Origin of the sequence: Neorhizobium huautlense, from assembly GCF_030811685.1 — a bacterium.
GTDB lineage: Bacteria > Pseudomonadota > Alphaproteobacteria > Rhizobiales > Rhizobiaceae > Neorhizobium > Neorhizobium huautlense_A.
The window spans coordinates 352,315-379,278 of record NZ_JAUSRF010000003.1 but is presented as its reverse complement, the minus strand read 5'-3'; the positions used below and the strand labels follow the sequence as shown (position 1 = coordinate 379,278).

Below are 26,964 nucleotides of genomic sequence, written 5' to 3'. Positions count from 1 at the left end.
CCATTTCCTGCCGCCGCTTGATTACCGTGGCAGCAGGAATATCATTAGACGGCTAATAACAATTCGATAGCATTCGACTGGAATGTCCATGCCCGTCATCATCGCTCTCATCGCATTGGCCGGCCATATCGCGCTCCTTCTCTGGGGCACACGCATGGTGCAGACCGGCATCCAGCGCGCCTTCGGCCCAAGCTTGCGATCCTTCCTCGGCCATGCACTGAGCAACCGCTTCAAGGCCTTTATTGCCGGCATGGGCGTGACGGCGGTTTTGCAAAGCAGCACGGCCACGGGCCTGATGGCGACCGGCTTTGCTGCCGGTGGGCTTGTCGATCTCGTGCCGGCGCTTGCCGTCATGCTGGGTGCCAATGTCGGCAGCACGCTGATCGTGCAGGTTCTGTCCTTCAATGTCGCAGCCGCTTCGCCGGCACTGATCCTGATCGGCGTGCTGATGTTCCGGCGGGTGCAGAACCCGCAGGTTCACGATCTCGGCCGGGTGTTCATCGGCATCGGCTTCATGCTGCTCGCCCTGCACCAGTTGCTGGTTGTGCTTGAAGAATATGCCGATACGCCCGGTTTCGCCTATGTCCTGAACGCCATTGCAAAAGCGCCGGCGCTCAGCCTGCTGCTGGCGGCGATCCTGACATGGGCAGCGCATTCAAGCGTTGCCGTCGTGTTGCTGATCATGTCGCTGGCAGGCCAGGGCTTGCTCGATCCCTATCAGGCCTTCGCGCTGACGCTTGGCGCCAATCTCGGCACCGCCATCAACCCTGTGGTGGAGGGACAATCCGGTGCAGATCTGTCGGCCCGGCGCGTACCGATCGGCAATCTCCTCACGCGCATGGTCGGCATCGCCTTGACCTTCCTGTTTCTCGACCAGATCGCCGCTGCGATGACGGCGCTCGATGGCAATGGCGCACGCATGGTCGCCAATTTCCACACGGCCTTCAATCTTATCGTCGCTGTCGTGTTCATGCCGGTGTTGACGCCCTTCGCCAATGCATTGGTCAAATACATGCCGCGCAGAATAGACGAAAGCGATCCCGGCAATCCGCGTTATCTCGATCCATCCGCCAAGGAAACACCGATCGTCGCCCTGCAGGCAGCCGCTCGCGAAGTCCTGCGGCTCGTCGACATTCTGGAGGACATGCTGGCCGGCACAAAGATCGCGATGGCCAGCACAGACCGTAAGGCGCTCTCGTCGCTGCGAAAGCAGGATACGGTGCTGGACCGGCTCAATACCGCGATCAAATATTACCTGACCTCGATCGACCCGGACGAACTCAGCGATGCGGACAAACAGCGACTGGAAGAGATCCTGATCTTTTCGACCGGGCTGGAACATGCCGGTGACGTTCTGGACCAGAATGTGCTGCCGCATCTGGCAAAGCGCCTGAGGCGCGGCATGAAATTTTCAAAGCCGGCAAAGCGCGAACTCGATGACCTGTTTGATCGGCTGGCGACGAATCTTCGTACGGCGGCGGCTTTGTTCATGTCTCAGGATGAACGCATGGCACGCATGTTGGCGGAAGAGAAAGTCATCTTCCGAAAGTCGGAACGCGAGGGAACGCGAGCGCATTTCGAACGATTGCGACAAGGTGATCTTGCATCGGCGGAAAGCAGTTCGCTGCATCTCGATCTGCTGCGTGATCTCAAGCTGATCAATTCCCATCTCGTGGCCGCAACTGCATATCCGGTACTGGAACAGCAGGGCGAACTCCTGCAAAGCCGGATCAGCGCTCGAGGCTGATGTTTTACACCGAAAAGCTTCCACGTCACGAGAGGGCGTCGCAGCTATCAGCGACCGCGCCACACCCCCGAACGACAAATTTGCAGTGCCCGTGAAAAATATGAGTGTTTAATTCGTCTTTGAGTTCGTGACCTATCCAGGAACTCGACGAGGCACCGATATGACAATGAACGGACGCATCGAACTCGAAGCCGCTGGCTCAAACCTGCCCGACGACACCCGCCCCGGAGCCATAAGCTCTTGTCGTTCGAGGCGACACAGCCAGCGCCTGGCGAAGACTGACAGGTAAGATACCCATGTCTATAACCTGGAAAGCCGCCGAAACGGCCAGTTTTCAAAGTTTCGCCAACTGCTACATGCGCGAGATCGATCAGGGGAAGGCGATCAACCATATCGTCGGTTCCAAGGCTGTCGATTGCGCGGAATGGCTGCTGAATGGCGACCACATCCTGCTCCGGGCGGAAATAACATCGCCCTCTCTTTGCGGTCCCCAGCATTTCGGCAGGATCTGGCGGCGCGCCTTGTCGGCGACAGCATGGCACGAGCTTGCCCCCATGCCGGCTTTGCAGGCGCTGATGCGCGAAGCGTACCGGAAACTGAACGGTGCAGGCGGCAATGCGCTGCATGGCTGCGAAACAGAACTTCTGCTGCGGGTGATGGACAGCCATCAGCAGATCCAAGTCAATATCGAACACGCGCTGACGAAGCCGGAGGACGGCGATCATTTCATTGCCGCCGAGCAATCTCTGGTCTTCGGGCACTGGCTGCACCCGACACCGAAAAGCCGGCAGGGGATGACCTTCTGGCAACAGGAGACCTATGCACCCGAATTTCATGGGCGTTTCCAGTTGCATTATTTTGCCGCGAGAACCGACCTCGTCACGCATGCATCGGCAAACCTGCGCATGGCCGACAGGATCGTCGCCGATATAGCACGTTCCGGCCCGAACGAAATCCGCCTTGCGGATGGCGAGACACTGCTTCCTATGCACCCACTACAGGCACAGGCGCTGCTTCTTGATGCCGATATCCAGGCGATGGTTTCGGACGGAGCATTGCGCAGTCTCGGCCCCGCAGGCCCGCTTTTCACGGCCACATCATCCGTCCGCACCGTCTGGAGCCGCGATGCGGACTGGATGCTGAAATTTTCGCTGCCGGTGCGCATCACCAATTCCGTGCGCACCAACGGCCGCGATGAGCTGGATGCCGGGGTTGCCATGGCAAGGTTGGTGGACCGCCTGCGGATCGACAGCCTGCTGCCCTCCTTCCGCATCATCAGGGATCCAGCCTTCATCACGCTCAATATACCGGGTCGCCGCGAAAGCGGCTTCGAGACCATTCTGAGGGAAAACCCTTTTCGCACACGCGGTGGCCCCGGCATCGTCACGCTGGCGGCCCTGACCGCCGATCCCCTGCCCGGCCGCCTGTCGCGGCTGGAGCGGATCGTGCGACAGGTGCATGTATCGGAAAGCGGCGCCATCGCCTCGACCGCCGCCACATGGTTCAGGCTCTACCTCACCTGCGCCGTCGAACCGTTGATTGCTCTTTACGACCGGCACGGTATTGCACTCGAAGCGCATCAACAGAACAGTCTTGTGGATCTCGCCACCGGTTATCCGCGCCTCGGTTATTACCGCGACAATCAGGGATTTTATCTTTCCGAACGTCACAGGCCGCTGATTGCCAAGGCCGTGCCGGAGACCGAAACGATCGGCTCACTCTATTTCCCTGAAGCTGAAATCCGTGACCGGTTTGCCTATTACCTGATCGTCAACCAGGTGTTTTCCGTCATCAGCCGCATGGCGCATGACGGGCTTGCCGACGAGATGGCTCTGTTGCGGATCCTGCGTGAGCATCTCGAAAACCTCGCAGTCTCGCTCAACGGCCTCGGACGCGATTTCATCCGGCATATTCTCGATGAAAACGACATCGGCACCAAGGCGAACCTTGCGACCCGGCTGGTGGATGTCGACGAACTGAGTTCGGCCAACGGTCATTCGCTTTACCGAAAGATGCCGAACCCGCTCAATCTTCCTGCCCTCACCATCACAGAGACGGAGAGGCCGCATGCCATTGCCTCTTGAAATCCCGGCTGAACCGCAGGACAGGGTCTCGCGGCAACTGGTTGCCGCCATCCTGTTCGAAGGTCTGGTATCGTTCCGCCGCGAACCACCCGACAGGCTCATATGGACACTTGATGGCCGGGAATACCGTTGCCGCGCCGCGCTCAGCGCCTTTGGCCGGCCGCGCATCGTCCCGCATGCCATCGAGATGAAGGGCGATCACGGCGTTTGGGTCTCGGCATCGTTGCCTGCCATCGTCATGGGCCTGCCCGGCAACGGCATCACACGCGGCAAGCTTTTGCGCGAACTCGAACATACGGTGGCGCTTTGCCAATGGAACGAGGACAGCGTTCCTGCCCGTGACCGCCGCACCATGGGGTTTGCCGATCTCGATGGCGCGCTGCATGAAGGCCATCCCTATCATCCCTGCTTCAAGGCGCGTTACGGTTTTACGCTCGATGATAACCGGCTTTATGGCCCGGAATCGGCAAAACCCTTCCGGCTGGTCTGGATACTGCATGCCCGGCAAAACGTCCGTCAGGTTTTGGGCACTGACGAGCAGACGTTCTGGCGACAAGAACTCGGTGCTGAAATCTGGAATGAAATCGATGCCGCCCGACAGGCGCGCGGGTTGAGCTGGCAGAATTTTGCGCTTGTCCCCATGCACCCGTGGCAATGGCGGCGCCTCAAGGATGGCGCGGGCCGTGAACTGATCGCCACCGGCAGGCTGCATGGGCTTGGCCAGTTCGGCGACCGTTATCTTGCCAGCCAGTCGCTGCGCACGCTGCACAATCTCGATCGCCCGCAGGCTGCCAGCATCAAACTGCCGCTCGATGTCGTCAACACTTCGTCGCGGCGCATTCTTGATCCGCATTCGGTCTGCACCGCGCCGGTTCTCTCAACCTGGATTGCCGGCATGGTGGATGGCGACCCGGCATTTTCCGATCGCTATCCGCTCGGCATTCTCGAGGAATATGCCGGCATCCTGGCGGAACATGGCGGCGAGCTTGCCGGGCAGATCGGCGCCATCTGGCGTCAAAGCGCCGTTGATGGGCTGGAACCCGGCGAGGCCGTCATTCCGTTCAATGCGCTGATGATGCTGGAGGCGGATCACAAACCTTATCTTCAGCCATGGATCGAGCAATACGGCCTGATGCCGTGGCTGAACCGCCTGCTGGAAGTCACCATCCTGCCCGTCTGGCATCTGCTCGTTCGTCACGGGCTGGCGGTCGAGGCGCATGGGCAGAACATGCTGCTGGTGCATCGTGACGGCTGGCCGGTACGGCTGATCTTACGAGATTTCCACGAGAGCGTCGAATTCTGCCCTGCCTTCCTGCGCAACCCTGACGCGGCACCGGATTTTCTGTCGCTCGATGCCCGTTACCGTGAGGCAGCGCCCGACCAGTATTACTGGACCGACAATCTGGACAGTTTACGCGAACTCGTGGCCGATACGCTGTTCGTCTACAATCTCGCCGAAATCGCGCATCTTCTGGAGCATGTCTATCAATTGCCGGAAAAGAGTTTCTGGCAGCGGGTGGAAGCCATCCTTTCCGCTTACGCGACGGAGCACGATGCGGCAGACCGGATGGCGGCACTCGGTTACGACCGGCCGGATGTGCTGACGGAATCGCTGCTCACCCGAAAACTGCTCGCCCGCGAGCCGGAATATCACCACACCGTGCCGAACGTGTTTGCGAAAGCGACGGCCGAACGGAGGATCATGCCATGATCAGGATTGGCGACCAGTTTTATGACAAGGCGCATTTCGATAGACGGTCCGCCGAACTCGGTAACCTGACCGGCATTTCGCCGGGTCTGCGTTATGCCGTGTGTTTTGCCGATACCGCCGAATGGCTGGCTCTGTTTTTCGCGATCCGCGATGCCGGCGCCAGCGTGTTGCCGATCCACCCCGGCACACCTTATGCAGCCGCGCGAAAGCTGGCTGTGCAGGCGGGTTGCGAACGGCTGCTTTACAACAGTTTTACGGGCGAGATCCTGCCTGACAGCGCCCCGAGAACCCCGGAAGGTGAATTGCTGCAGATGAGTTCGGGCACGACGGGTGCGCCAAAACTGATCGCCCGCACGTGGCAAAACATCGAGATCGAAATCGCCAGTTATGTGCGCACGTTCACGCTGCCGGAAACCATGACACCGATCGTTGCCTGCCCGACGACGCATTCCTACGGGCTGATCTGCGGCATTCTCGTGGGCCTGCATCGCGGCGTGACCCCGCATATCGTCGATACCGCCAACCCGAAACATATCCTGAAAGTGATGCGCGAAAGCGAGCGGCCCCTGCTCTATTCCTCTCCGGCCATCCTGCACATGCTGGCGCAGCTTCTGCCGACAGGCCAAAGAATGCATGCGGCGATGACCTCCGGCACGCTTTTGCCGGATCCGTGGTTCGTGCGCATCCGCGAAAAATGCGACCATCTTTTCCAGCAATATGGCTGCTCGGAAGCCGGCTGCATCGCCATCAACCCCGACCTGACCGCCGCGAGCGACATGGGCTACATTCTGCCTCACGCGGAAGCGGAAACCGGCGAGGATTTGGCAAGTGCTGCCGAAATCGTCATTACCAAGGATACGGGGCAACCAATCCACACCCGCGATCTCGGTTATCGCCGTGCCGATGGCATGCTGGTCTTCGTGTCCCGCATGGATGATATGATCAATGTCGCCGGCCTCAACGTCTATCCGAAGGATGTCGAGGATGCGGTGACGGCCATGCCGGGCATTACCGATGCCGTCGCATTTCGCAAAAGCGACCGTTTTGCCGGCGAGCGTGTTGCGCTGCTGTTCAGCGCGGAGTGCCCGGTTTCACCCGGTGCGCTGCGGGAGTGGCTGAGCCGACAACTCGCGCCGCATCAACTGCCATCCGAGATGATCCAAGTGGCAGAAATCCCGCGTCAGCCAAACGGCAAGATCAGCCGCTGCGACGTTGCCGAGCGCCATGCCGCCGGCGCCTTTCTTCCAGTCCAGACCGGAGTGGCCTCATGACCCGCGACGACATCCTTTCCGCCATCGAAACCGTGCTCAGCCAGCATATGGCGCATCCGCACATGCACGGTTTTGCCCCCGATGCCCGGCTGAACGAGGATCTCTATCTCGATTCCGTGCTGATCCTGCAGGTGTTCTTGAACCTCGAACTGGAATTCAACCTGGCCATGCCGGAAGAGGCGATCGCCAGCGCGGATATCCAGACGGTCGATGATCTTGCCGGCCTCTATCTGCCGAAGACACTCGCCCTGCCTGTGCCAAGCTTCCCGATGACCGGCGGTGATACGGATGAGGGCGTGCATGGCGAGGCCTATTACGACATCAAGGTCCATTGCTTCGTCAGTTGCGTATGCGATGGCCTGAAGAAGCGCGGTCTCGACCAGCGACCTTTTTATTTCGGCGTCTGGGACGCGAAATTCGCGGTCAGCGAGCGGTATCAGCTGCGCTACCATGCCGAAGATATCAGCCAGGAGTTTTTCCGCTCATGGTTCGAACGCCTTTACGGGGTCAATATGCATGAGTGGTATGATCCCGGCTTGAGCCAGGCGGATAATCTGGCGGTCATGACCGATCTCGTGGCCGGCCGTGGGCCAACGGATTCCGTCATGGTCATGCTCGACATGTTCCACATGCCGGAGCGCGAAAACAAGTTCAACCAGAACCCCTTCCCGCATTACCTGATGCTGCAGGAAACCGGTGATCCACAAACATGGTTCGTGCATGATCCGGATTATCGCTGGGAAGGCGTGATGGAGCGCGACAAAGTGATCCACGCAATCATGCAGCCAACCGTCGGCGGAGGTTATGCCTTCGATATTGCGCAAGCGCGTGCACCCGAGCCGGAAGACCTAAAGGCCTGGTTCGATGCTTGCTTCGTTGCGGAACAGAACCCCATCGCCGATGCTGTCCGCAGCATCGTCACCGCCCATCTGGCGGGCACGGATGGCCTCTCGCTCGCCGATCTGGAACTCGCCGTTCGTGAGCTGCCGGTGCTGACCATCCGCAAATACGCCTACGAGCACGGCTTTGCCTTCTTCTGGCGCGCGCTGAAACTGCCGTCCGGTGAGTTCGAGCTTTGGTGCGAGGAGATCGAGGCACTCGTGCAGTCGCTCAAGAGCCTGCATTACGCCTGCATGAAACTCTCGCAGAGCAGCGATCCCCCCCATGCACCGGCCGTCTTCGGCCAGCTGGATGAGGCGGACCGCATCGAAACAAAACTCAAGAACCGGCTCGGTGAGGTTTTCGCGCAATGGTGCGACGAAAACTGCGTGCCCTCACAGGGCAATCTTCGGAGGCTTGCCGGATGAACATTTCGCTTTGCACCATCACCTTCCGGCATCAGCTGATCTCGCTTGCCGAGATCGCCAATTTTGCCCGTGAAAGCGGTTTTGACGGCATCGAACTGTGGGGCGCCCATGCCCGCAATCTTGCGCCCCAGATGGACAAGGATGCGGATTGGCTGGCGGATTACGGCCTTGCCGTTCCGATGATCAGCGATTACCTGCCGCTTGAAGGCGATGACGATGTTCTCCGCCGCAAGACCGTCGAACTCTGCCGCCTTGGCCGGCGCTGGAAGGCGAAAAAGATCCGCACTTTCGCAGGCGGAAAGGCAAGCGCCGATACGACCGCCGACGAACGCCGGCATCTGGTAACGCGCCTGCGTGAAGTCGCCAAGATCGTCGAGAGCTACGGCATAGATCTTCTTGTGGAAACCCATCCGAACACGTTGGCCGATACCGCCGCTTCCACCATCCGGCTGATCGACGAGGTCGACCATCCGGCACTGGCGATCAATTTCGACATCCTGCATGTCTGGGAAGCGGGTGATGATCCGGTCGCGCTGCACCGGGCAATCGGCCGGCATGTCCGGCATTATCACCTGAAAAACATATCCGACCGTCGCCATCTGCACGTCTTCAGCCCGGGCAATGTCTATTCCGCCGCCGGTGACCGCAACGGCATGACGCCCTTGTTGGAGGGTGCGGTCGATTATGCCGATGTCATCGTCGGCATCCCCGCCCTGGCTGAGGCGGATATCTCGCTTGAATGGTTCGGTAATGACGTGTTTCACGTCCTCCGCCGCGATTGCGAAACCCTTCGCGCGCAATTCGGCTTTGAAAAAGCTTATCAATTCATTCCGAAAGCACGGATTTTACAAGCAGCGCCATAAAGCGACAAAATATGACTTCATAAATCATGTTTTTGCTGTTAGAGAGGTGCTCCGCGATCCGGGAACGGGCGCGTGAGCAACCTTTCAGTCAATCGAACACCTATCGGAAGACAGCGTGCAAGAACGACAAGCCAAGCAGCAACTGGATATCAGCCTTGAGGCCGATCCCCTTTTCATGGGACATCGCTCGGCGCTGATCAATTATTCGGCTCGCATTCTCGGCTCGCGGGATACGGCCGAGGACATCGTGCAGGAAGCCTATCTGCGCTTCGGTCTCGGCAACCTGCCGACCGAGACGGCGCGTCAGGGCCTCGCTTACCTCTACCGCATTGTCCGCAATCTTTCTCTGGACACGGTCAAGCGCCGCAAGATCGAGCAGCGTGCCCAGAACGACGACCCGCCCTTCTGGATCGTTCCGCGTGCGAGCGAAACACCCGAGCAGACGACGATGTTTTGCGACGAAGTCCGTATCGCCCAGCAGGTCCTTGCCGACCTTCCGCAAGATGTCCAGATTGCCGTGGAAATGCACCGGCATGGCGGTTGTACGCTGGAAGTGGTGGCCGAGCATCTCGGCATCTCGGTTGCCACGGCTCACAGGCATGTTAAAACAGCGATGGTAAAGATCGCCATTGCGCTTGACAGAAAAAATGCCTGATCAATTGCCAAAAACGGAAAATTTCCCCGCTTTAATCGTTTCTACTTCTGACAGACAAATTCGGGTAAGTGATTTTAGAGAATCCGAAGCGGGTATGATGTGACGCGGCACGACCAGATAGATGAAGAACTGCTGGAAGAGGCGATGGATTGGTTCCTGCGCCTGCGCGAGCCGTCGCGCTCAAGCAGCGATGAACAGGACTTCACTGCCTGGATCCGGCGCTCTCCACTGCATCAGGCGGCCTGGACAAAAGCCTGTCGCACCTGGGAAGTGATGGGCGAGACCAGTCCGGTCAACATGCCGGAATGGCAGAATCTGCGCCAACCCCGTTACGCCAGACCGCGTGGTATCGGGAGGCGTATGATTATCGGCGCCGGTCTCGCTGCTCTTGCCGCATGTCTCATCGCCATCGTGGTCGGACCAACGATCCTGATGCGAAGCCAGGCCGACTATATGACTGCAACCGCGCAGGTTCGTCGCGTCACGCTGGAAGATGGAACGATCGTCGACCTGAGCGCCACGAGCGCCATTGCGGTTGATTTTTCCGATGATGGACGGCGCGTCAAAATTCTTTCGGGCGAAGCATTTTTCGATGTGAAGCCGGACCCGTCCCGCCCCTTTATCGTCAATGTCGGCGGCGAACTCGATATCACCGTGGTCGGCACCGCTTTCGATGTGAATGTCACGCCGCAGCTCGCCACCGTGCAACTGGCACATGGCGCTGTGGACCTGTCCGCACCCAAGAATGGCGCGAGGATGAAACTTCGCCCCGGCGATTTCGCCAGCCTTGACCGGGACAGCGGCCATCTATCGAAGAGCAGTGTGGATGTCGATGCCATCGCTTCATGGCGCGACGGCAAGCTGTTCGTGCAGGATGTGCCGATCTCGTCCGTCGTGGCCACGTTGCAGCGTTACCATCCGGCATGGATCACCGTCGCCAGTGGCGAGCTTGGCGCACGCCGTGTCACGGGGCTCTATGATCTGTCCGATCCGGACCGGGCGCTGGAAGCACTCGTCAGCCCTTATGGTGCCAGTGTGCATCACGTTTCGCCCTATCTGCGCGTCCTCTCTCTGTTCTGATCGAGCAATTTTTAAAAAATCTTCGTATCGCATGAAAAATCCAGGAGCGCTGATCGTCTTTAACCTGATGCAGGTGTGGCGTGCGCAACAGGCCGATGAGGGAGAAGGAGCGGCATGACGCTTCAGGCAGGCGGGGAATGGTGGCAAAGGTCGAAGAGGGAAAAGCTCCTGGCATTCAGACTTTTGGCATCAGCCACGGGAAGCGCCGCCCTGTTGATGCAGGCACCGCTGGTGATGGCGCAGGAGCCGAGCCCCCACTTCAACATTCCCGCACAGCCGCTTGCCTCCGCCATCAACGTCTATGGCAGACAATCCGGCCTGCAAGTATCGCTCGCTGCCGCGACGTCGCAGGGCGTCACCTCTCGCGCCGTGTCCGGAAATCTCTCTGCGCAGGCAGCGCTCGGCCAACTTCTGGAAGGCACCGGCATTCCCTTCAGCATATCCAACGGTACCGCAGTCATCGGCCGCATGGCTGAGACGTCAGGCGGTGATGACGGGCAGGACGGCACCGTCCTTTCCCCCATCACCGTCGAGGGACAGCCGGTTGGACAAGGCGATGTCAGCGAGACCGTTATCGGCGCGGAGCAGCTGGAGAGGCTCAATCCCATCAATATCGCCGACGCGTTCCGCCAAGAGGCGGGTGTGCAGGTCGGCAGTTCACTGCCCATGTCCCAGAAGGTTTATGTTCGTGGCGTTGAAGAAACCAATCTGGCTGTCAGCATCGATGGCGCACGCCAGAACAACAAGGTGTTTCACCACAACGCCACCAATCTGATCGATCCGTCGTTCCTGAGAGCGGTAGAGATCGATTCCGGTATCGCGCCCGCGGATGCCGGCCCCGGCGCGTTGGCCGGCTCAATCAATTACATGACGAGGGATGTTGCAGACCTTCTGGCCGATGGCCAATCCGTCGGCGGCTTCGTCACCTCCACCTATAACTTCAACAGCGACACGGTGGTCACGGGCCTTTCAGCCTATGGCCGGAAAGACGGTCTGGACGTTTTCGGCTATTTCACCTTCGGCAAGGGCAACGAATTCCGTGGCGGCAACGGCGATGTCGTGGCGGGAACCGAAACCAACATGCTGAGCGGTCTCGGCAAGATCGGTTATGAGTTCGAAAGTGGCCACCGCATCGAGATCAGCCATGATCGTGTCGTGGATGATGCCCAGCGCCCCTATCGCGCCAATGCCGGCTCTGTCGATTCGGGCAGCAGCTGGGAAGAGCCGGAAACCCGTAATTATCGTCTGGAACGGCAGAACACGGTCTTCACCTTCAAGGACACAACACCGGAAGGATGGTGGGACCCGACCATCAAGCTTGGCTACGGATCAACCAAGGTCAGGGTCGGCATCTATAACGCCACCGGCTATCGCTACGACGACACCGGCACGACCGCGACCCTGAACGGCAAGTTCGAAAACAGGTTCTCTTTCGATATCGGCAACGTTGTCGCCGGTTTCGATTTCTACCGCGATCAGGCCGAACTGGATGATCCCGTCGATGCCGGCGCGGAAAAATCCCGCAACATCGGGCTTTATGCGCAAGCGCGCCTCGATCCGTGGGATCGCACGCGTCTGTCCTTCGGTGCTCGTGCAGACCACCAATGGTTCATCGGCGCGGACGAGACGAATTTTACGAATGCCGGTGTCAGCGCCAATATTTCCGGCGAATACGACTTGACCGATATTTTCACTGCCAAGGCCGGTTTCTCCCATGTCTGGGCAGGCGTGCCGCTGACGGAAAACTTCGTCATCAATCCGGGATGGGATTACGGGCCAGAGGGTCCCAAACCGGTGACATCCAACAACTACCTGATCGGGCTTGAGGCTGACCATAATGGCTTTACGGCGCAGGCGACCGTTTTTCGAACGGAGATCGATAGCGCCCGCACGCCCTTCTACCGCTACAGTGCTGCCGTCCCGGCGCCGTTTCCGGGCGCGCTACCGGCGCTCAGGGCCCGCGACCTCGTATCGCAGGGTTTCGAGATCGGCGCCGGCTACGAGTGGGCAACCGGTTTTGTGAAGGTCGGCTATGTGCATATCGACGTGGATGTCGATGGCCTGCCTGCCAATTCGGACAGTGGCAATTATCTGGCCACGCCGGTGGGCGACATCATCACCGTTTCGGCTGCGCACAGGTTTGAGGAATGGAACCTGACGATCGGCGGCGACATCGAAATCGCTCCGGAATACGACCATGTCGTCTCCGGTGCACCGCCTTACAAAGCCTATGAAGTCGTCAACGTCTTCACCCAATGGAAGCCGGAGCAGATGCCGCATTTCACCTTCCGCGCCGAGGTTAAAAACCTGTTCGACGCGAGCTATGCGGACCGCGCCACATACGGACAGGAATTCGGCAATGTAAGGCCCCTTTTCGAGCCCGGCCGCAGTTTCCTGATGAGCGCGAAAGCATCCTTCTGACCCGACAGACAAAGCGCCGACGGTCAAAGCCGACGGCACGAAAGGAGAAAAAATGATCGAAACCACCGCCACGCTTGAGACCCCGCATGCGGCAAAATACATCGCTCAGCTTTGCAAGCATTTTGCCCACAAGGTGGACATTACGCATTCCGAAGGCCACGGCGAATGCCGTTTCGTCTGCGGCACCGCCATCATGGACGCGGATGATACCTCTCTGCTGATCCGCGTGAGCGCAGCCGATGAGGCCCAGTCGGCAGAAACGCAGGATGTGGTCGAAAGACATCTGGTGCGTTTTGCCTTCCGCGAGGAATTGCAGCCATTGCAGTGGCAGACCGTCGCGAACCGGCTCGATTCCGGCACAGTCACCAGCGAGGGTTGATCCCATGCGATTTTCAGCTGTCTGCATCATAAGCATTCTATTGATGAGCGTCGCCCATGCGGCGCAGATCACGACAGCGCGCGGCCAGGTCGATATTGCCGAACAGCCGCAGCGTGTCGCCGTGTTCGATCTGGCCGCACTCGATACGCTCGACGCCCTCGGCATCAAGCCCGCCGGTGTGCCGGAAAAGCTCTATCTTCCGCAACTCGACCATCTCAAATCCGGCGCGGAAGCGGTCGGCAATATTTTTGAGCCGGATCTGGAAGCACTCAGCGCGCTCGCGCCCGATCTCATCGTGCTTGGCGGACGCTCCTCGCCGAAACTCGAATCCACCACCCGCGTGGCGACCAGCATCGACATGACGATGGATGGCGACGACCTGGTGGAACAGGCAAAACATCGGCTTGCAGATTACGGCGCTTTATTCGGCAAGCAGGCCGAGGCTCAGGTGATCACCTACGAACTGGACAAGGTGATAGAGACGGCCCGCACAGCCGTTGCCGGCAAGGGCAGCGGCCTTATCGTCATGACCAATGGCCCGAAGGTGACGGCCTATGGACCCGGCTCACGTTTCGGCTGGGTGCACACCACGCTTGACCTGCCCCCCACAGTGCCGGACATGCAGGCAGCCACCCATGGAGAAGCGATCTCCTTCGAATTCATCCGCAAGGCCAATCCGGACTGGCTGCTGGTGGTCGATCGCGCGGCAGCCATAAGCTCTGGCGAACAGGGCGCCCGCGCCACACTGGACAATGAACTGGTGGCGGGTACGACAGCATGGAAAAAGGGGCAGGTCATCTATCTTCCGGCCGCCGATTTCTACATCGCCGCCGGCGGCATCCAGGCGACGACGCGCGTCCTTTCCGCCATCGGCGAGGCGTTTTCGTCGGCAAGATGATCGCTCTCACATTCCGCAATCCGGCAACACTGCCGATATTGGCGAGCATCATGCTCACCCTGTTGTGCCTGATCAGCCTTGGCGTCGGCGCCGGCGGTACCTCGCTCGCCGATCTGTGGCACGCCTCGGGCGACACCGAAATTCTGGCGATCAGCCGGCTGCCGCGCACGCTTGCCGCCGTACTTGCCGGAGCAGGCCTGGCGATCGCGGGCCTGATCATGCAGGCGATCGCCCGCAACCGTTTTGTCGAGCCGGCAACTGCCGGAACCGCGCAATCGGCCGAACTCGGTATTCTACTGGTCACCATTTTGTGGCCGGCCGCAGCGCTGGGCTGGAAGGCGCTTGCGGCAAGCCTTGCCGCCGTCACTGGAACCGCCCTGTTTCTGATGACGGCGCACCGGCTGCCTGCAACCCAGCCGTACCTCGTGCCGCTGTTCGGCCTCGTCTATGGCGGCGTCATCGGTGCCGCCGCGACCTTCATCGCCTGGCAGACGGACCTGCTGCAATATCTGTCGGTCTGGAGCAATGGCGATTTTTCCGGCGTGCTGCGCGGTCGTTATGAACTTCTCTGGCTTGGCGCCATTCTGGTTGCCGTCGCATGGCTGATTGCCGATCGCCTGACGATCATGGCGCTCGGCCGCGAAACCAGCATCGGCCTCGGCATCGATTATGCGCGCATGCTGCAGATCGGTCTCGTTATCATCGCCGTGATTTCCGCGGTCACCGTCGTCGTCATCGGCATCATCCCGTTCGTCGGGCTGGTCGTGCCCAACCTTGTTTCCCGCCTGATGGGCGACAACATGCGTGCGACACTGCCCGCAACGGCGCTGTCGGGTGCAATCCTCGTGCTCGGCTGCGATATTCTCGGACGACTGATCCGTTTCCCTTACGAGATTCCCGTCGGCACGGTGATGGGCGTGGTCGGCGCCATCCTCTTCCTGTTTCTCCTGTTCCGCCGGCACACCGATGCATAACCGTGGCCTGATTATCCTGGCTTTGTCGGCCCTTGCCTGCATCGTCTGTTTCATGACGCTCGGGCTGCGCGGCAATCTCGCCTTCGTGCTCGAATTGCGGCTGGTCAGGCTGGCAGCGCTGGTCGAAGTCGGCATCGCAATCGCCATCTCCACGGTTGTGTTCCAGACCGTTACCGCAAACCGCATACTGACGCCCTCGATCATGGGGATCGATGCCCTTTACGTGTTCGGGCAAATTCTCCTGGTCTTCCTTTTCGGAGGATTGGCCTATGCGACGCTGGACGCCCGCCTGAAATTTTTCGGCGAGATCGTGTTGCTGATGACCATGGCGTGTGGCCTCATTCTGCCGATGTTGCGGGCACGATGGGATACGGGGCTGATGCTTCTGTGCGGCGTCGTGGTGGGCGTGCTGTTTCGCAGTCTGCATTCGCTTCTGGCCCGGCTGATCGATCCCAATGATTACGCGGTCGTGCAGACCGGCAGTTTCGTCAACTTCAACGATGTCGAAACGGACCTCGTTCTCATCGCCTCTCTGCTGACAGCGGCAGCACTGGCCGGCATCTGGCGTGCGCGCCATATCCTCGACATCGTCGCGCTTGGCCGTGACGCGGCGATCGGCCTCGGTATCGAATGGCGCAAGACCCAGATCGCCTGCCTTCTTCTGGTCTGTGCGCTGGTGGCCGTCTCGACGACGCTGGTCGGCCCGGTCGCCTTTCTCGGGCTGCTGCTGGTCGCCCTGTCCGAACGGATCGTCAAAACCCGCCGGCATGCGGTTCTGATCCCAGCCACGGCACTGGTTTCCATCATCGTTCTGGTCGGTGGGCAAACGCTGTTTCAGCACGGTCTCGGCAACAGTTCGACGCTTGGCGTCGTCATCGAATTTGCCGGCGGCGTGGTCTTTCTCATTCTGCTCTGGCGCGGGAGCCGCACATGATCCGTATCGAACAGGTCTCTCTGCAATACGGGGCCGCGGAAATCCTGAAAAATGTTTCCCTGACCATTCCGAAGGGCGGTGTGACCGCGCTAATCGGACCGAACGGCGCCGGAAAGTCATCGCTTCTCAGCCTCATCTCACGCCTGCAGTCGTTGCAGGCCGGTTCGATCACCATCGATGACCTGCCCGTCGATACGACCCCGAGCCGCGAAATGGCGAAAAAGATCGCCATTCTTCGGCAGGACAATCAGGTCGGCAGCCGACTGACGGTGAAGGAGCTGGTCGGTTTCGGACGTTTTCCGCACAATCGCGGACATGTGACACAGGCCGACGCCGACATGGTGGGCGAAGCGCTGAAACTTTTCGATCTGACTGACCTCGCCGGCCGCTTTCTCGAAACCCTGTCAGGCGGCCAGCGGCAACGGGCACTGGTCGCAATGGCTTTCTGCCAGGACACCGACTACCTGCTTCTTGATGAACCCCTGAACAATCTCGACATGTATTTTTCGCGCGAATTGATGCGCCTGCTGCGATGGATCGCCGATGAAAGGGGCAAGACGATCGTCACCGTCCTGCACGACATCAATTACGGCGGCGGGTTTTCGGATCGCATCATTGCGATGAAACACGGCCAGGTCGTCGCCGACGGGCCACCGCGCGAACTTGTCACCACGGAGACGCTCAGGCTCATCTATGGTTTCGACATCCCCGTCACACTGATTGACGGGCAGCCGGTGGCGTTGCCTTTCACGAAGTGACACCGGGCTCTATCCCTCAAGCGATCAATCCCTGCATTTTCAGCAAATTTTCCGCATCCCGCTGAAAAATATCCTCCCCCCGATCGTCATTAGCCTGAACGCATGCATGACGCCTGCGGATCGGCCTAATTTTGGAACAGGGGACGAGGAATAGAAATGTCGAGGGGCAATTTTCATATAGGTTCGAGGGGCCGCAGCTACGCTGTTCTGGCGGGAGTATCGCTGCTCGCTATGTCGGCCGCCGCACAGGCGCAGGAGACGAGCCGCGCGGAGCGCGATCAAACCGCGTCCGCGACGACACTCGGACCGATCGTTGTGACCGCTACGTCAGATGGCGAGCCCCCGAAAACAGGCACGGTCGGCCAACCTTCGGCAGCATATGCAGGAAACCAGGTTGCCCAGGGCGCTCGCATCGGCGCACTCGGCAACCGCTCGGTTCTACAGACGCCATTCAGCGTGACATCCTATACGGAAAAGCTGATCCGCGACCAGCAGGCGCAGACCGTCGCCGACATTGCCCAGAACGATCCGTCCGTCCGCCTGGACGCGCCGGGCTATAGCGAGCGCGACTCCTTTTTCATTCGCGGCTTTTCCGTGGTCAATCTCGACGTCCTTTACGACGGCCTCCCCTATATCGCCAATCCAAGGCGCAGCTTCGCCGAAAGCATAGAGCGGATCGAGATCCTCAAGGGCCCGACCGCCTTTGTAAACGGCGGCATCGGGCGTGTCGGCGGCACCATCAACCTGATCCCGAAACGCGCGGCGGACCAACCGCTGACCCGGCTCACCACCACCTACATGAGCGATAGCCAGTTGTGGACCCATGCCGATGTGGGCCGTCGCTTCGGTCCCGCCGGCGAATGGGGCATACGCGGCAACGCCGCCTACCGCTTCGGCCAGACCGGCATGGATCATAATGACATCGAGGTCGGCGTTGCCTCGCTGGGGATCGATTACCGCGGCGAAGATGTTCGCGCTTCGCTGGACCTGAACCACTCGACCCAGAATATCGACGCGCCGACATCTCTCTTCAATGCCGCCCGCCCCGGCATTGTCATCCCGGACGCTCCTGATGGAAAGATAAACACCGCAAGCCCGTTTGAATATCATGACAGCACGCACAACATGGCGGCTGCCCGTATCGAATACGATATTCTCGACAACACGACGATCTATGCCGCAGCCGGCGCGAGCCGTTACCGCGAGGATTTTCTGACCTCGTCCTATACGATCCAGAATGCGAACGGCGACGCGATCTCGGAGCTGGCTATCCAGCCGCAACAGATTCAGGGCTTTTCCGGCGAGATCGGCCTGCGTTCGGAATTCGACACCGGCCCGGTCGGACACAAGGTCAGCCTCTCGCTGCAGCAAAGTCTCAACGAAAATTATAGAGGCGGTTTCGTTCCCGGTGCACTCGGCCTTCCCGGCTCCTACCCTACCAACATCTACAATCCGATTTATCTGCCGGACGGATCGGTCAACATCGGTGCCCTGCCGCGATCAAGCGATCTGCCGCTTTTTGCCGATCTGCTTTCCACCAGCTTGGCGATCTCGGATACCTTGTCCTTCTTCGACGATCGCCTGGAAGTGACGGTAGGCGGTCGCTATCAGCAGATTCGCTCGAGAGGTTTCAACACCCGGCCCGACAGAGGTCCGGTCGGCGTGCAAAACTACTTTTACGAGGAATCGCGGTTCAGCCCTGCCGTGGCGGCAAACCTGCGCGTGACCGACAATCTTTCCGTTTATGCCAATTACGTCGAGGCGCTGACGGAAGGACCAATTGCTCCGGCGACCGCCGCCAATGCCAACGAAGTGTTCTCGCCCTTTGTCCATGACCAGAAGGAAATCGGGATCAAATATGATTTCGGTTCGATGGCGGTTACTGCGGCCCTGTTCGAGATCACACAGGAAAGCGGCTACACTGATCCGCTAACGAACGTCTTTTCTGTCGATGGTCTTCAGACCAACAGGGGCGTCGAACTGTCTGCGTTCGGCGAGCCGATTGATGGCGTTCGCCTTCTTGGTGGGGTGACTTTCACGCAGGCGAAAGCCGCGGGTGGAAGCCGCGTACCGGGCGTTCCAAAAACCACGATCAGCCTCTATGGCGAATACGACACGCCCTGGGTGGAAGGTTTTACCCTGACCGGTCGTGTCCTCCACAGCGGCAGCACCTATTATGACCGGGCCAATACCCAGAAGGTCGATGGCTGGACACGTGTCGATCTCGGCGCGCGCTACAAGACGGAAGGGTTGAACGGCAAGCCGGTCGAGATCCGGGCAAACGTCCAGAACGTCTTCGATGAAAACTACTGGGCGTCTTCGGCCCGCGGCTTCCTCGCCGCTGGCGCTCCCCGCACGTTCAAGCTGTCCGCGTCGTTCGATTTCTGACGCTGCGAACCTTTAGGCTTGCTTTGAACAACGAGATGGCCGCATCTGTGATGGTGGGGCCATCTCGGCAATCGAACGGGCAACCGCCTGCGGCGGCGATGCTCCGGCCGGCGCGTCGAGGGTGATCAACACCCGGCGAACGGCATCGCTAATCTCGGTATCCGGCTCGACCATCGGCAACCTGACGCCGGCTGAATCGCCGTGCAGGATGGCGCAAGCCGTCTTGATCACGGCGGCATCCCACTGACCGTGCGTCGCATCGAGAAGTGCTGCCATTTCACGCCGAAACTGACCGACCGCGCCCGCAAAGCCGCGCCCGATGGCCGCCAGCCGGAAGGGAAAAAGATTGCCGTAGGATGACATCATCCCGTGGCCGCCGCAGGCCAGAAAGGCGGGAAGATCAATCTCGTCTGCGCAATAATGGTGATAACGCCGGCGCAGCACCGGCTCGAGTTGCGCAAAGGCGGCAAGACGGCCTGCGCCATGACGAACCCCGACGACATTCTGCACGTCCGAAAGTGCCGAAAGCAGCATGGCGCCACCTTCGACGACCGTCCTGAGCGGATCATCGTCGATGATGACCGGCAGATGGGTTGCGCCGGCAATGGCTCGAAAGTGGGAGACGATGCCGGCCCTGGTCGGCTTGGAATAATAGGGTACCGTCACCAGCAATCCGTCCGCGCCAAGTTCCTGCGCGCGCTGGGTCAACATGATGCTGCGTTCGGTTGCGTAAGTGCCCGTGGCAACCAGCACCGCGAGCCGGCCCTCGGCCCGTTCAAGGCAGGTGGAAAGGATAATGTCGCGTTCGTCGTCGCTCAACGCATAACCTTCGCCGATAACATCGCAGATGATGACCGCATCGATACCGGCCCTGCGCTGGCAATCGACAAACGTCGCAAGGGCGCGGCGATCCACGGTGTCACCGGTAAAAGGCGTGATCAGCGCCGTAACCGTTCTGATGTTTGCAAGTCGTGCAGTCACCTTCGTCTCCTCGTTTCGCAAGACGGCATGACGTACGCCCGATGCGCATAGGAAATCGAGTGTATGCACAACAGAACCGCATAAAGCTTCCATAGCCGAACGACCACCACAAAGCCGAGCGCAAGACAGTTTCGTGCAGGTTTGGGTTGTTAGGCCTTCCTCGGTTTCACGAGGATGTCGATTATGACGATCATTGGTAGCACCACCTATTCATACGCCATCTATTCAGGCCTGACGGCCGGCAAATCCCAGACAAACTCCACACCATCGGAAAGCCCGGCGAACACACGCAGCACCGTATCTTCCGCCCTGACTGGCGGGCAGATCGGCTCGGACGACGGCGCTTCGGCAAAACTGTCGAGCGCGCTCTGGGACCTAACGTCCAGCAATGCCGCGAGCGCCAAGCAGGAAGACGTATGGCAGGATGGCGGCGAGACCCGCACCGATGCCGAGCAGGAATTCGGCGATCTGGCCAACAGGAGCCTCGCCGAAATCCTGCGCGCCAAATATCTCGAAGAGAAAAACCTGACCGAGGAAGATCTTGCCAGAATGCCGGCGGAACAGCGCGAGGCTATCGAGGCGGAAATCCGCGAGGCCATCAAGCAGGCACTCGGTATCGACACGCAGGACGGCGCAGATACTGCCGGAAACAGTGCAGCATAACGCAACGGATTAAGAACCTTTCGGCTTCAGGCCTGCCGGCCGTAATGGCCGGCATCCTTCCAGTCGAGCTTGAGCGAGGTCTTGCCGATCCCCGGATTAAACACGTTGGTCGGATCGAGTTCGCGGTAAAACGCCTTCAGGCTTTCGGCGGCTCCATAAAGGTGGCCGACATTGTGCTCCGCCGGATATTCCGCGCCGCGCGCCTTCAGCAGCGCCAGAATATCGTGTTTGATCGCCTCGCAATCCTCGCCCTTCTTCACCTGATATTCCTGATGCAGAACATGGCAGAAGAAGTGCCCGCAATACATTGTGAAATCGATCTTTTTTGCAATTTCCGGCGGCAGGCGCTCGAACCAGTCGATTGTGTTGCGCGGCAGGGCGATGTCGAGCGCGACGATATCCTCCACCGTTTTCGGATGCACGGCGCGATAACGCACCATCGCGCCCCCCACGGAAAACCGGTTGAGCAGTGCCGCAGCACCTTCCTTGTCATCGCATTCGAAATAGTCGCCGTTTGCTGACGGAAAACGCTCTACCAGATAGTCCCGCGCTTCATCAATTCCGGCATCTCCCATCTTCAAAAGCAGATGATGTTCAAAGCGATCGCGATATTCGTTCATGCGGCGTGGCAGATGATTGGGCATGCGGTCGAAGATGAATTGCAGGATGCGATCGCTGATCGCGCCGCCAAGTCCCAGCTTTTCGGTCAAACCATCGAAGCGGCTTTTCCACGAAAACGCCAGCGGCACCTTATCCGTGCCAAAGGCCTGAATGTAGACAAACAAGTCCTTGCCGTAACGCGCACTCGCATCATAGGCGGAGCGGTGCATGTATTCGCCAGCAATCGGTAGGTTGGCAAAACCGCCAAGAATGTCGCGGCGGATGGTTTCGAGCTCTGCCGGATCGTTGCTGCCGATATAAAACACCTGCGCCTCATCATCGGCGGCAAACGTATCGAGCCGCAACGCAAAGACGGCGAGCTTGCCGGCCGAGCCGGAGGCCTCGTAAAGGCGGCGCGGATCGGCATTGAAGCGTGCCGGCGTATCGGCGGAAATATCGCGGACATGGTCGCAATATTCATGGTCGGAAGCGTGGAGGTTCGAGACCTCGACGATATCACCTTCGTCGAAACGGCCCTCATCGAGCCGTCGCAGGATGTCTTCGGGCGCATCCCCCAGCGTTATGCCGAGATTGTTGACCAGTCGTAGCTCGCCATTCGCATCGACGCGGGCATAGAGCGCAAACTGCGTGAAGGCGGGGCCGCGCCGGATCAGCGCGCCGCCGGAATTGTTGCACACACCACCGGTCACGGAAGCGCCGATGCAACTCGAGCCGATCACCGAATGCGGTTCGCGGCCGATCGGCCGCAGCGCCTTTTCCAGCTGGTCGAGCGTCACACCCGGATGCGACACCACCTGCTGGCCGCGATTGACGAGATCGAGCCGCCGAAGACGCAGCGTGTTGATCACCACCACCGGCCGGTCATACCCTTCCGGCACCGGTGTCGAACCGCCGGTCAGGCCGGTATTGGCGGCCTGCATGATGATGACGACGCCGGCCTGATGGCAGGCCTGCAGCGCGCGCCACATCTCCACCAGCGTGCCGGGCCGCACCACGGCCACCGCCGCACCGCCGCCATAGCGGTATCCCTGGCGGAAACGCCGGGTTTCCGTGTCGCCTGTCAGCACATGGCGACGGCCAACGGCATCGCGAAGTTTTTCGAGAAGATCGTTCATTCCCTTCCCTGCCCTCAATAACTGGTGACTTTCATGGGCTCGGCCCCACCATTCTTGTAGCGCCCCGAAAGCGAAGCCAGCGTCGTCAGAAGCACGGTAACATCGGCACCGACCGCCACGAAGCTCGCACCCCTGGCGATGAAGCGGCGGTTCAGTTCCTCGTCGAAGGTGAGGATGCCGGCCGGTTTGCCGGCAGCAACGATGGTTTCGATCGCCTGATCGATCGCCGACAGAACCTCGTCGCTTTTCAGCGGCTTTCCGATATCCGCAGAAAGATCGGCCGGGCCGATGAATACACCGTCGACACCATCGGTTTTTGCAATGGCTTCAAGGTTTTCCAGCGCTTCCTTCGTTTCGACTTGAACCAGAAGGCAGATCTCGTCGCTGGCCTGCGCGGCATAATCGCTCACCGTGCCGTAACGTGATGCTCGCGCGACAATCGCGCCCATGCCACGATCACCGTTTGGGGGATAACGCACGGAGCGCACGCATTCGGCCGCCTCTTCCGGCGTATTGACCATCGGGATCAGTAGCGTGCGGGCACCGATATCGAGCAATTGCTTGATCATCCATTTGGATCCGACCGGCGGCCGCACCACCGGCTCGACCGGCAACCCATCCAGAACCTGCAGCTGCCGCATGATGCTGCGCAGATCGTTCGGCCCATGCTCGCCATCGATCACCAGCCAGTCGAAACCGGTGCGGCCGACGATATCGGCGACGACAGCCTCGCCGGTAGAGAGCCAAAGCCCGATCTGCTGCTGTCCGCTTCCAATGGCCGTCTTGAACTTATTCTCGCTCATGTCGCTCCCGTCACTCCTCGAATTTCGTGCATGAACACCTCCGATCAGACCGTCCTCAGCCCCGTGATCGGCGGCTTGAACACAATCGTCTTGGGGCCTGTTTCGCTGGCATTTCGCATGATGTCGGTGATCAGCCGTGCCGCGGCCTCTCCCATTGCCCGGCGCGGGGATTTGCTGGTCGCGATCGGTGCCGGCAGTGCCTCGGTCAGGTCGAGACCGTTGAAGCCGGCAAGCACGATCTGCGAGGGCACCGGAATGCCCATTTCCATGCAACAGAACAAACCGCCAGCCGCCATGTCATCATTGGAATAATAGATACAATCGATATCCGGGTTCGATGCCAGCAGCCGGGCGGTCAGCCGCTTGCCACGCGCGATAGACGAAAAACCGTCATCCACCTGCTCCGCCACGAAGGACAGCCCCTGGGCGGCCAGCACACCCGCGAACGCGGTCATGCGCTTCACCGCGCGAAGATCCTTTTCAAGGGCGCTGCCGACATAGGCGATCTTTCGGCGCCCCGCCGCCAACAGTGCCACCGCCATGTCGCGACCGGCCTCTCCGTGTGACAGGCCGACATTAAAATCCACCGGCGTGCCATCGAGATCCATCAGCTGGATGATAGGAATTCCCGCGCTTTTCAGCATGGCGACGGTATCGTCCGGCTGATCGAGCCCGGTCACGATGATCGCCGATGGCTGCCAGGACAGCATGTCGCGAATGATCTCGCGCTCTTTTTCTTCATCGTAATCGGAGATACCGAAAACCGCCTGCATGCCGGACCCCACCAGCCCCGCATTGATGCCCGACAGCACCTCCGGGAACACGGTATTGGACATGCTGGGCACGACCACCGCGACAAGATTGGTGCGCTGTGACGAAAGGGAAAGCGCCAGCCGGTTGCCGACATAACTCAACTTTTCGGCCGCTTTTCGAACCCGTTCACGGGTATCATGCGCGACATCGGAAGCACCGCGCAACGCCCGCGACGCCGTCATCTTGCTGACGCCGGCGAGTGCTGCAACTTCTTCCAGAGTGGATCTGCGCATCCCGAAAGGATCCCCGAAATTCCAGAGGCCGCATCGTGAGCGGCTGAGATAGTCATAGGGCGTTTGTGATCGAAGGAAAACCGTCCGCGCTTGACATAAACCAAAAAAATCGCCCATGTTACCGATACCGGTACCGTTATCAGGTGCCGAAACTTGTGTGGCTCCTGGGGAGGAAGCGCCGTGCAGGATACCGAAAAATCGACGATCATGACTGCCGCGCGGGCTGTTCGCCGCGCCAATTCCACATGCATGTCTTGCGTGAGAGAGATGGTGCGCGCACCGGCGCGGGCGGCTGCCGGCACCGGTGCAATCCGACATTCGTCCGATTGCACCCTGCCCCCGTTCGTGCATGCTAGGATGACCCACAGGTTGCAGGAAGCACCGGGAGCCCAGGGAGCATTATCCATGGCCGCATGAATGCCACGTGGTTTGAAACGAGGAGCGAACCACGCGGCGAAAAGATCGACGATGACATTGAGGCGACACTGGGAGGAGAAGCCGGAATGCATGTAATGATTCTGGGCGCGGCAGGCATGGTCGGTCGCAAGCTCACTGAACGAATTGCATCGAGCCCGCAGGTTCTGGGTGGCGAGATCACCCGGCTGACGCTGGTGGATGCCTTCCAGCCGCCGGTTCCGGCAGCACTGCAATCCATCACTAACGCGCAGACGGCGGATCTGGCCGATGCGACCATAGCCCCGAAACTGATCGCCACGCGTCCCGACCTGATCTTTCACCTCGCCGCCATCGTTTCCGGCGAGGCGGAAGCCGATTTCGACAAGGGATATTCCGTCAATCTCGACGGCACACGCGCCCTGTTTGAGGCGATCCGCCGTGAAGGCCTGAAGGAGCATTACGTTCCGCGTTTCATCTTCGCGTCGTCCATCGCCGTGTTCGGCACGCCCTTCCCGGACATCATCCCGGACGATTTCTTCACCACACCGTTGACCAGTTACGGCACCCAGAAGGCGATCGCCGAACTGCTGCTCGCCGATTATTCCCGTCGCGGCATTTTCGATGGCATCGGCATCCGTCTACCGACCATCTGCGTGCGACCCGGTGCGCCGAACAAGGCAGCCTCGGGCTTCTTTTCCAACATTCTGCGCGAGCCGTTGATCGGCCAACCGGCCATCCTGCCGGTCAGCGATCAGGTGCGCCACTGGTTCGCCAGCCCGCGCTCGGCGGTCGGCTTTTTCGTGCATGCGGCAACGATCGACAGCCAGAAAATCGGACCGCGCAGAAACCTGACCATGCCGGGGCTTTCGGCTCTCGTCGCTGATGAGATAGAGGCGCTGCGCCGTGTGGCTGGTGACAAGGCGGTGGCGCTGATCCGCCGCGAACCGGATCCGGTAATCGAGCGCATCGTCGCCGGTTGGGCCACGCAGTTCGATGCACGACGAGCCTCTTCGCTCGGTTTCAAGGCGGAAACGAATTTCGAAGACATCGTGCAGGCGCATATCGAAGACGAGTTGGAAGGCAGGATTGCATGACATTGGCGGATAAAAACGGACAGATCGCATTGGTCACGGGTGGCGGCACCGGTGTCGGGCGGGCGATTGCCAAGGCGCTCGGCGGTGCAGGCTACACCGTGGTCATCTCCGGTCGCCGCGAGGATGTGCTGAATTCAGCAGCGACAGAATTGGCGAATGAAACCGGAGCCGAGTTTCTGGCCGTTTCCGCCGATGTCGGCGACCCCGCCTCGGTGCGTGCACTGTTCGACAGGATTTCCGAAAAATACGGCCGGCTTGACCTTCTGGTGAACAATGCCGGTATCAACGTGCCCAACGTGCCGATGGAAGAACTCTCCTTCGAAGACTGGAACGCCATCGTCGCCGCCAACCTCACCGGTGCGTTTCTCTGCACCCAGCAGGCTTTTCGCATGATGAAGGCGCAAAATCCCCGCGGCGGTCGTATCATCAACAACGGCTCGATTTCAGCCACCACGCCGCGCCCCAATACGGCACCTTATACCGCCACCAAACACGCCATCACCGGCCTTACCAAATCGACTGCGTTAGACGGTCGGCATTTCGACATCGCTTGCGGTCAGATCGATATCGGCAATGCCTCGACCGAGATGACCCGCAAAATGGCGAAGGGCGTGGCGCAGGCCAATGGCGAGATCGCCATCGAGCCGACCATCGATGCCAGTCATATCGCCAATGCCGTCACCTACATGGCGAGCCTGCCGCTCGATGCCAATGTGCTGACGATGACGGTGATGGCGACAAAAATGCCCTTTGTCGGACGCGGCTGATCCATCCG

At 59.9% G+C, this 26,964-nt stretch carries 22 protein-coding genes; 18 read left to right on the top strand and 4 right to left on the bottom strand.

Annotation, left to right across the window (positions count from 1 at the left end; genetic code table 11):
- Nucleotides 1–88: 88 nt before the first annotated feature.
- The 15 genes from J2T09_RS06455 to J2T09_RS06385 all read left to right on the top strand — a co-directional run bounded on the left by J2T09_RS06455 (nt 89) and on the right by J2T09_RS06385 (nt 19,470).
- Nucleotides 89–1,747, top strand: coding sequence for a Na/Pi cotransporter family protein (locus J2T09_RS06455; RefSeq protein WP_306832361.1), 1,659 nt, complete (start codon nt 89–91; stop codon nt 1,745–1,747).
- 296 nt (nt 1,748–2,043) lie between these two features.
- On the top strand, nt 2,044–3,831 hold the full coding sequence (locus tag J2T09_RS06450) for an IucA/IucC family protein (RefSeq protein WP_306832359.1): 1,788 nt from the start codon (nt 2,044–2,046) through the stop codon (nt 3,829–3,831).
- A complete protein-coding gene (locus J2T09_RS06445; RefSeq protein ID WP_306832357.1) occupies nt 3,815–5,542 on the top strand; it encodes an IucA/IucC family protein in 1,728 nt (575 codons plus the stop codon). The genes J2T09_RS06450 and J2T09_RS06445 overlap by 17 nt, the downstream gene beginning before the upstream one ends.
- Nucleotides 5,539–6,813 carry an AMP-binding protein gene (locus J2T09_RS06440; RefSeq protein ID WP_306832355.1) on the top strand — a complete coding sequence of 425 codons (1,275 nt, stop codon included), beginning with the start codon at nt 5,539–5,541 and terminating at the stop codon, nt 6,811–6,813. Before J2T09_RS06445 ends, J2T09_RS06440 begins: the two co-directional genes overlap by 4 nt.
- Nucleotides 6,810–8,120 (top strand): DUF6005 family protein, encoded by a 1,311-nt coding sequence (locus tag J2T09_RS06435; protein ID WP_306832352.1) that lies wholly within the window; start codon nt 6,810–6,812, stop codon nt 8,118–8,120. Before J2T09_RS06440 ends, J2T09_RS06435 begins: the two co-directional genes overlap by 4 nt.
- Nucleotides 8,117–8,983: a sugar phosphate isomerase/epimerase family protein gene (locus J2T09_RS06430; protein WP_306832350.1), complete on the top strand. Its 867-nt coding sequence runs from the start codon at nt 8,117–8,119 to the stop codon at nt 8,981–8,983. The genes J2T09_RS06435 and J2T09_RS06430 overlap by 4 nt, the downstream gene beginning before the upstream one ends.
- A 115-nt stretch (nt 8,984–9,098) precedes the next feature.
- Nucleotides 9,099–9,638, top strand: a complete 540-nt coding sequence (locus J2T09_RS06425) for an RNA polymerase sigma factor (protein WP_306832349.1) — start codon at nt 9,099–9,101, stop codon at nt 9,636–9,638.
- Between the two features lie 99 nt (nt 9,639–9,737).
- Entirely contained in the window at nt 9,738–10,718 is a 981-nt protein-coding gene (locus tag J2T09_RS06420) for a FecR family protein (RefSeq protein ID WP_306832347.1), read from the top strand.
- Between the two features lie 114 nt (nt 10,719–10,832).
- On the top strand, nt 10,833–13,139 hold the full coding sequence (locus J2T09_RS06415) for a TonB-dependent receptor domain-containing protein (protein ID WP_306832345.1): 2,307 nt from the start codon (nt 10,833–10,835) through the stop codon (nt 13,137–13,139).
- Nucleotides 13,140–13,191: 52 nt separating this feature from the next.
- Nucleotides 13,192–13,518: a DUF2218 domain-containing protein gene (locus J2T09_RS06410; protein ID WP_306832343.1), complete on the top strand. Its 327-nt coding sequence runs from the start codon at nt 13,192–13,194 to the stop codon at nt 13,516–13,518.
- 43 nt (nt 13,519–13,561) lie between these two features.
- Nucleotides 13,562–14,416 (top strand): siderophore ABC transporter substrate-binding protein, encoded by an 855-nt coding sequence (locus J2T09_RS06405; protein WP_306832340.1) that lies wholly within the window; start codon nt 13,562–13,564, stop codon nt 14,414–14,416.
- Nucleotides 14,413–15,390 (top strand): ABC transporter permease, encoded by a 978-nt coding sequence (locus J2T09_RS06400; protein WP_306832338.1) that lies wholly within the window; start codon nt 14,413–14,415, stop codon nt 15,388–15,390. Before J2T09_RS06405 ends, J2T09_RS06400 begins: the two co-directional genes overlap by 4 nt.
- On the top strand, nt 15,383–16,324 hold the full coding sequence (locus J2T09_RS06395) for an iron chelate uptake ABC transporter family permease subunit (RefSeq protein WP_306832336.1): 942 nt from the start codon (nt 15,383–15,385) through the stop codon (nt 16,322–16,324). The genes J2T09_RS06400 and J2T09_RS06395 overlap by 8 nt, the downstream gene beginning before the upstream one ends.
- A complete protein-coding gene (locus tag J2T09_RS06390; RefSeq protein ID WP_306832333.1) occupies nt 16,321–17,082 on the top strand; it encodes an iron ABC transporter ATP-binding protein in 762 nt (253 codons plus the stop codon). Before J2T09_RS06395 ends, J2T09_RS06390 begins: the two co-directional genes overlap by 4 nt.
- A gap of 231 nt (nt 17,083–17,313) precedes the next feature.
- The gene (locus tag J2T09_RS06385; protein WP_306832331.1) at nt 17,314–19,470 is read left to right on the top strand and encodes a TonB-dependent receptor; all 2,157 of its coding nucleotides are present in this window, start codon (nt 17,314–17,316) and stop codon (nt 19,468–19,470) included.
- A 12-nt stretch (nt 19,471–19,482) separates the two neighbouring features.
- Here the strand turns inward: J2T09_RS06385 and J2T09_RS06380 are convergent, their stop codons facing one another.
- Nucleotides 19,483–20,451, bottom strand: coding sequence for a dihydrodipicolinate synthase family protein (locus J2T09_RS06380; protein WP_306832329.1), 969 nt, complete (start codon nt 20,449–20,451; stop codon nt 19,483–19,485).
- A 183-nt stretch (nt 20,452–20,634) separates the two neighbouring features.
- On the opposite strand from J2T09_RS06380, the gene J2T09_RS06375 reads away from it, so the two are divergent.
- Nucleotides 20,635–21,114 carry a hypothetical protein gene (locus J2T09_RS06375; protein ID WP_306832327.1) on the top strand — a complete coding sequence of 160 codons (480 nt, stop codon included), beginning with the start codon at nt 20,635–20,637 and terminating at the stop codon, nt 21,112–21,114.
- Nucleotides 21,115–21,140: 26 nt separating this feature from the next.
- Here the strand turns inward: J2T09_RS06375 and dld are convergent, their stop codons facing one another.
- Genes dld through J2T09_RS06360 form a run of 3 tightly spaced genes read right to left on the bottom strand, consistent with a single transcriptional unit; the run spans nt 21,141 to nt 24,699 of the window.
- Complete coding sequence (dld, locus tag J2T09_RS06370) at nt 21,141–22,850, bottom strand: D-lactate dehydrogenase (protein ID WP_306832326.1); 1,710 nt, start codon at nt 22,848–22,850, stop codon at nt 21,141–21,143.
- Nucleotides 22,851–22,864: 14 nt separating this feature from the next.
- The gene (locus J2T09_RS06365) at nt 22,865–23,653 is read right to left on the bottom strand and encodes an HpcH/HpaI aldolase family protein (RefSeq protein ID WP_306832323.1); all 789 of its coding nucleotides are present in this window, start codon (nt 23,651–23,653) and stop codon (nt 22,865–22,867) included.
- Nucleotides 23,654–23,697: 44 nt separating this feature from the next.
- Nucleotides 23,698–24,699 (bottom strand): LacI family DNA-binding transcriptional regulator, encoded by a 1,002-nt coding sequence (locus J2T09_RS06360; RefSeq protein WP_306832320.1) that lies wholly within the window; start codon nt 24,697–24,699, stop codon nt 23,698–23,700.
- 503 nt (nt 24,700–25,202) lie between these two features.
- On the opposite strand from J2T09_RS06360, the gene denD reads away from it, so the two are divergent.
- Nucleotides 25,203–26,189: a D-erythronate dehydrogenase gene (gene denD, locus J2T09_RS06355; protein WP_306832318.1), complete on the top strand. Its 987-nt coding sequence runs from the start codon at nt 25,203–25,205 to the stop codon at nt 26,187–26,189.
- Nucleotides 26,186–26,956 (top strand): SDR family oxidoreductase, encoded by a 771-nt coding sequence (locus J2T09_RS06350; RefSeq protein ID WP_306832317.1) that lies wholly within the window; start codon nt 26,186–26,188, stop codon nt 26,954–26,956. The genes denD and J2T09_RS06350 overlap by 4 nt, the downstream gene beginning before the upstream one ends.
- The last annotated feature ends 8 nt before the right edge of the window (nt 26,957–26,964 follow it).

Bases quoted from the DNA above. Each gene is read 5' to 3' on its own strand.
- J2T09_RS06455 (WP_306832361.1), top strand. From the start codon at position 89: ATGCCCGTCATCATCGCTCTCATCGCATTGGCCGGCCATATCGCGCTC.
- J2T09_RS06450 (WP_306832359.1), top strand. From the start codon at position 2,044: ATGTCTATAACCTGGAAAGCCGCCGAAACGGCCAGTTTTCAAAGTTTC.
- J2T09_RS06445 (WP_306832357.1), top strand. From the start codon at position 3,815: ATGCCATTGCCTCTTGAAATCCCGGCTGAACCGCAGGACAGGGTCTCG.
- J2T09_RS06440 (WP_306832355.1), top strand. From the start codon at position 5,539: ATGATCAGGATTGGCGACCAGTTTTATGACAAGGCGCATTTCGATAGA.
- J2T09_RS06435 (WP_306832352.1), top strand. From the start codon at position 6,810: ATGACCCGCGACGACATCCTTTCCGCCATCGAAACCGTGCTCAGCCAG.
- J2T09_RS06430 (WP_306832350.1), top strand. From the start codon at position 8,117: ATGAACATTTCGCTTTGCACCATCACCTTCCGGCATCAGCTGATCTCG.
- J2T09_RS06415 (WP_306832345.1), top strand. From the start codon at position 10,833: ATGACGCTTCAGGCAGGCGGGGAATGGTGGCAAAGGTCGAAGAGGGAA.
- J2T09_RS06410 (WP_306832343.1), top strand. From the start codon at position 13,192: ATGATCGAAACCACCGCCACGCTTGAGACCCCGCATGCGGCAAAATAC.
- J2T09_RS06405 (WP_306832340.1), top strand. From the start codon at position 13,562: ATGAGCGTCGCCCATGCGGCGCAGATCACGACAGCGCGCGGCCAGGTC.
- J2T09_RS06400 (WP_306832338.1), top strand. From the start codon at position 14,413: ATGATCGCTCTCACATTCCGCAATCCGGCAACACTGCCGATATTGGCG.
- J2T09_RS06395 (WP_306832336.1), top strand. From the start codon at position 15,383: ATGCATAACCGTGGCCTGATTATCCTGGCTTTGTCGGCCCTTGCCTGC.
- J2T09_RS06390 (WP_306832333.1), top strand. From the start codon at position 16,321: ATGATCCGTATCGAACAGGTCTCTCTGCAATACGGGGCCGCGGAAATC.
- J2T09_RS06385 (WP_306832331.1), top strand. From the start codon at position 17,314: ATGTCGGCCGCCGCACAGGCGCAGGAGACGAGCCGCGCGGAGCGCGAT.
- J2T09_RS06375 (WP_306832327.1), top strand. From the start codon at position 20,635: ATGACGATCATTGGTAGCACCACCTATTCATACGCCATCTATTCAGGC.
- dld (WP_306832326.1), bottom strand. From the start codon at position 22,850: ATGAACGATCTTCTCGAAAAACTTCGCGATGCCGTTGGCCGTCGCCAT.
- J2T09_RS06365 (WP_306832323.1), bottom strand. From the start codon at position 23,653: ATGAGCGAGAATAAGTTCAAGACGGCCATTGGAAGCGGACAGCAGCAG.
- J2T09_RS06360 (WP_306832320.1), bottom strand. From the start codon at position 24,699: ATGCGCAGATCCACTCTGGAAGAAGTTGCAGCACTCGCCGGCGTCAGC.
- denD (WP_306832318.1), top strand. From the start codon at position 25,203: ATGCATGTAATGATTCTGGGCGCGGCAGGCATGGTCGGTCGCAAGCTC.
- J2T09_RS06350 (WP_306832317.1), top strand. From the start codon at position 26,186: ATGACATTGGCGGATAAAAACGGACAGATCGCATTGGTCACGGGTGGC.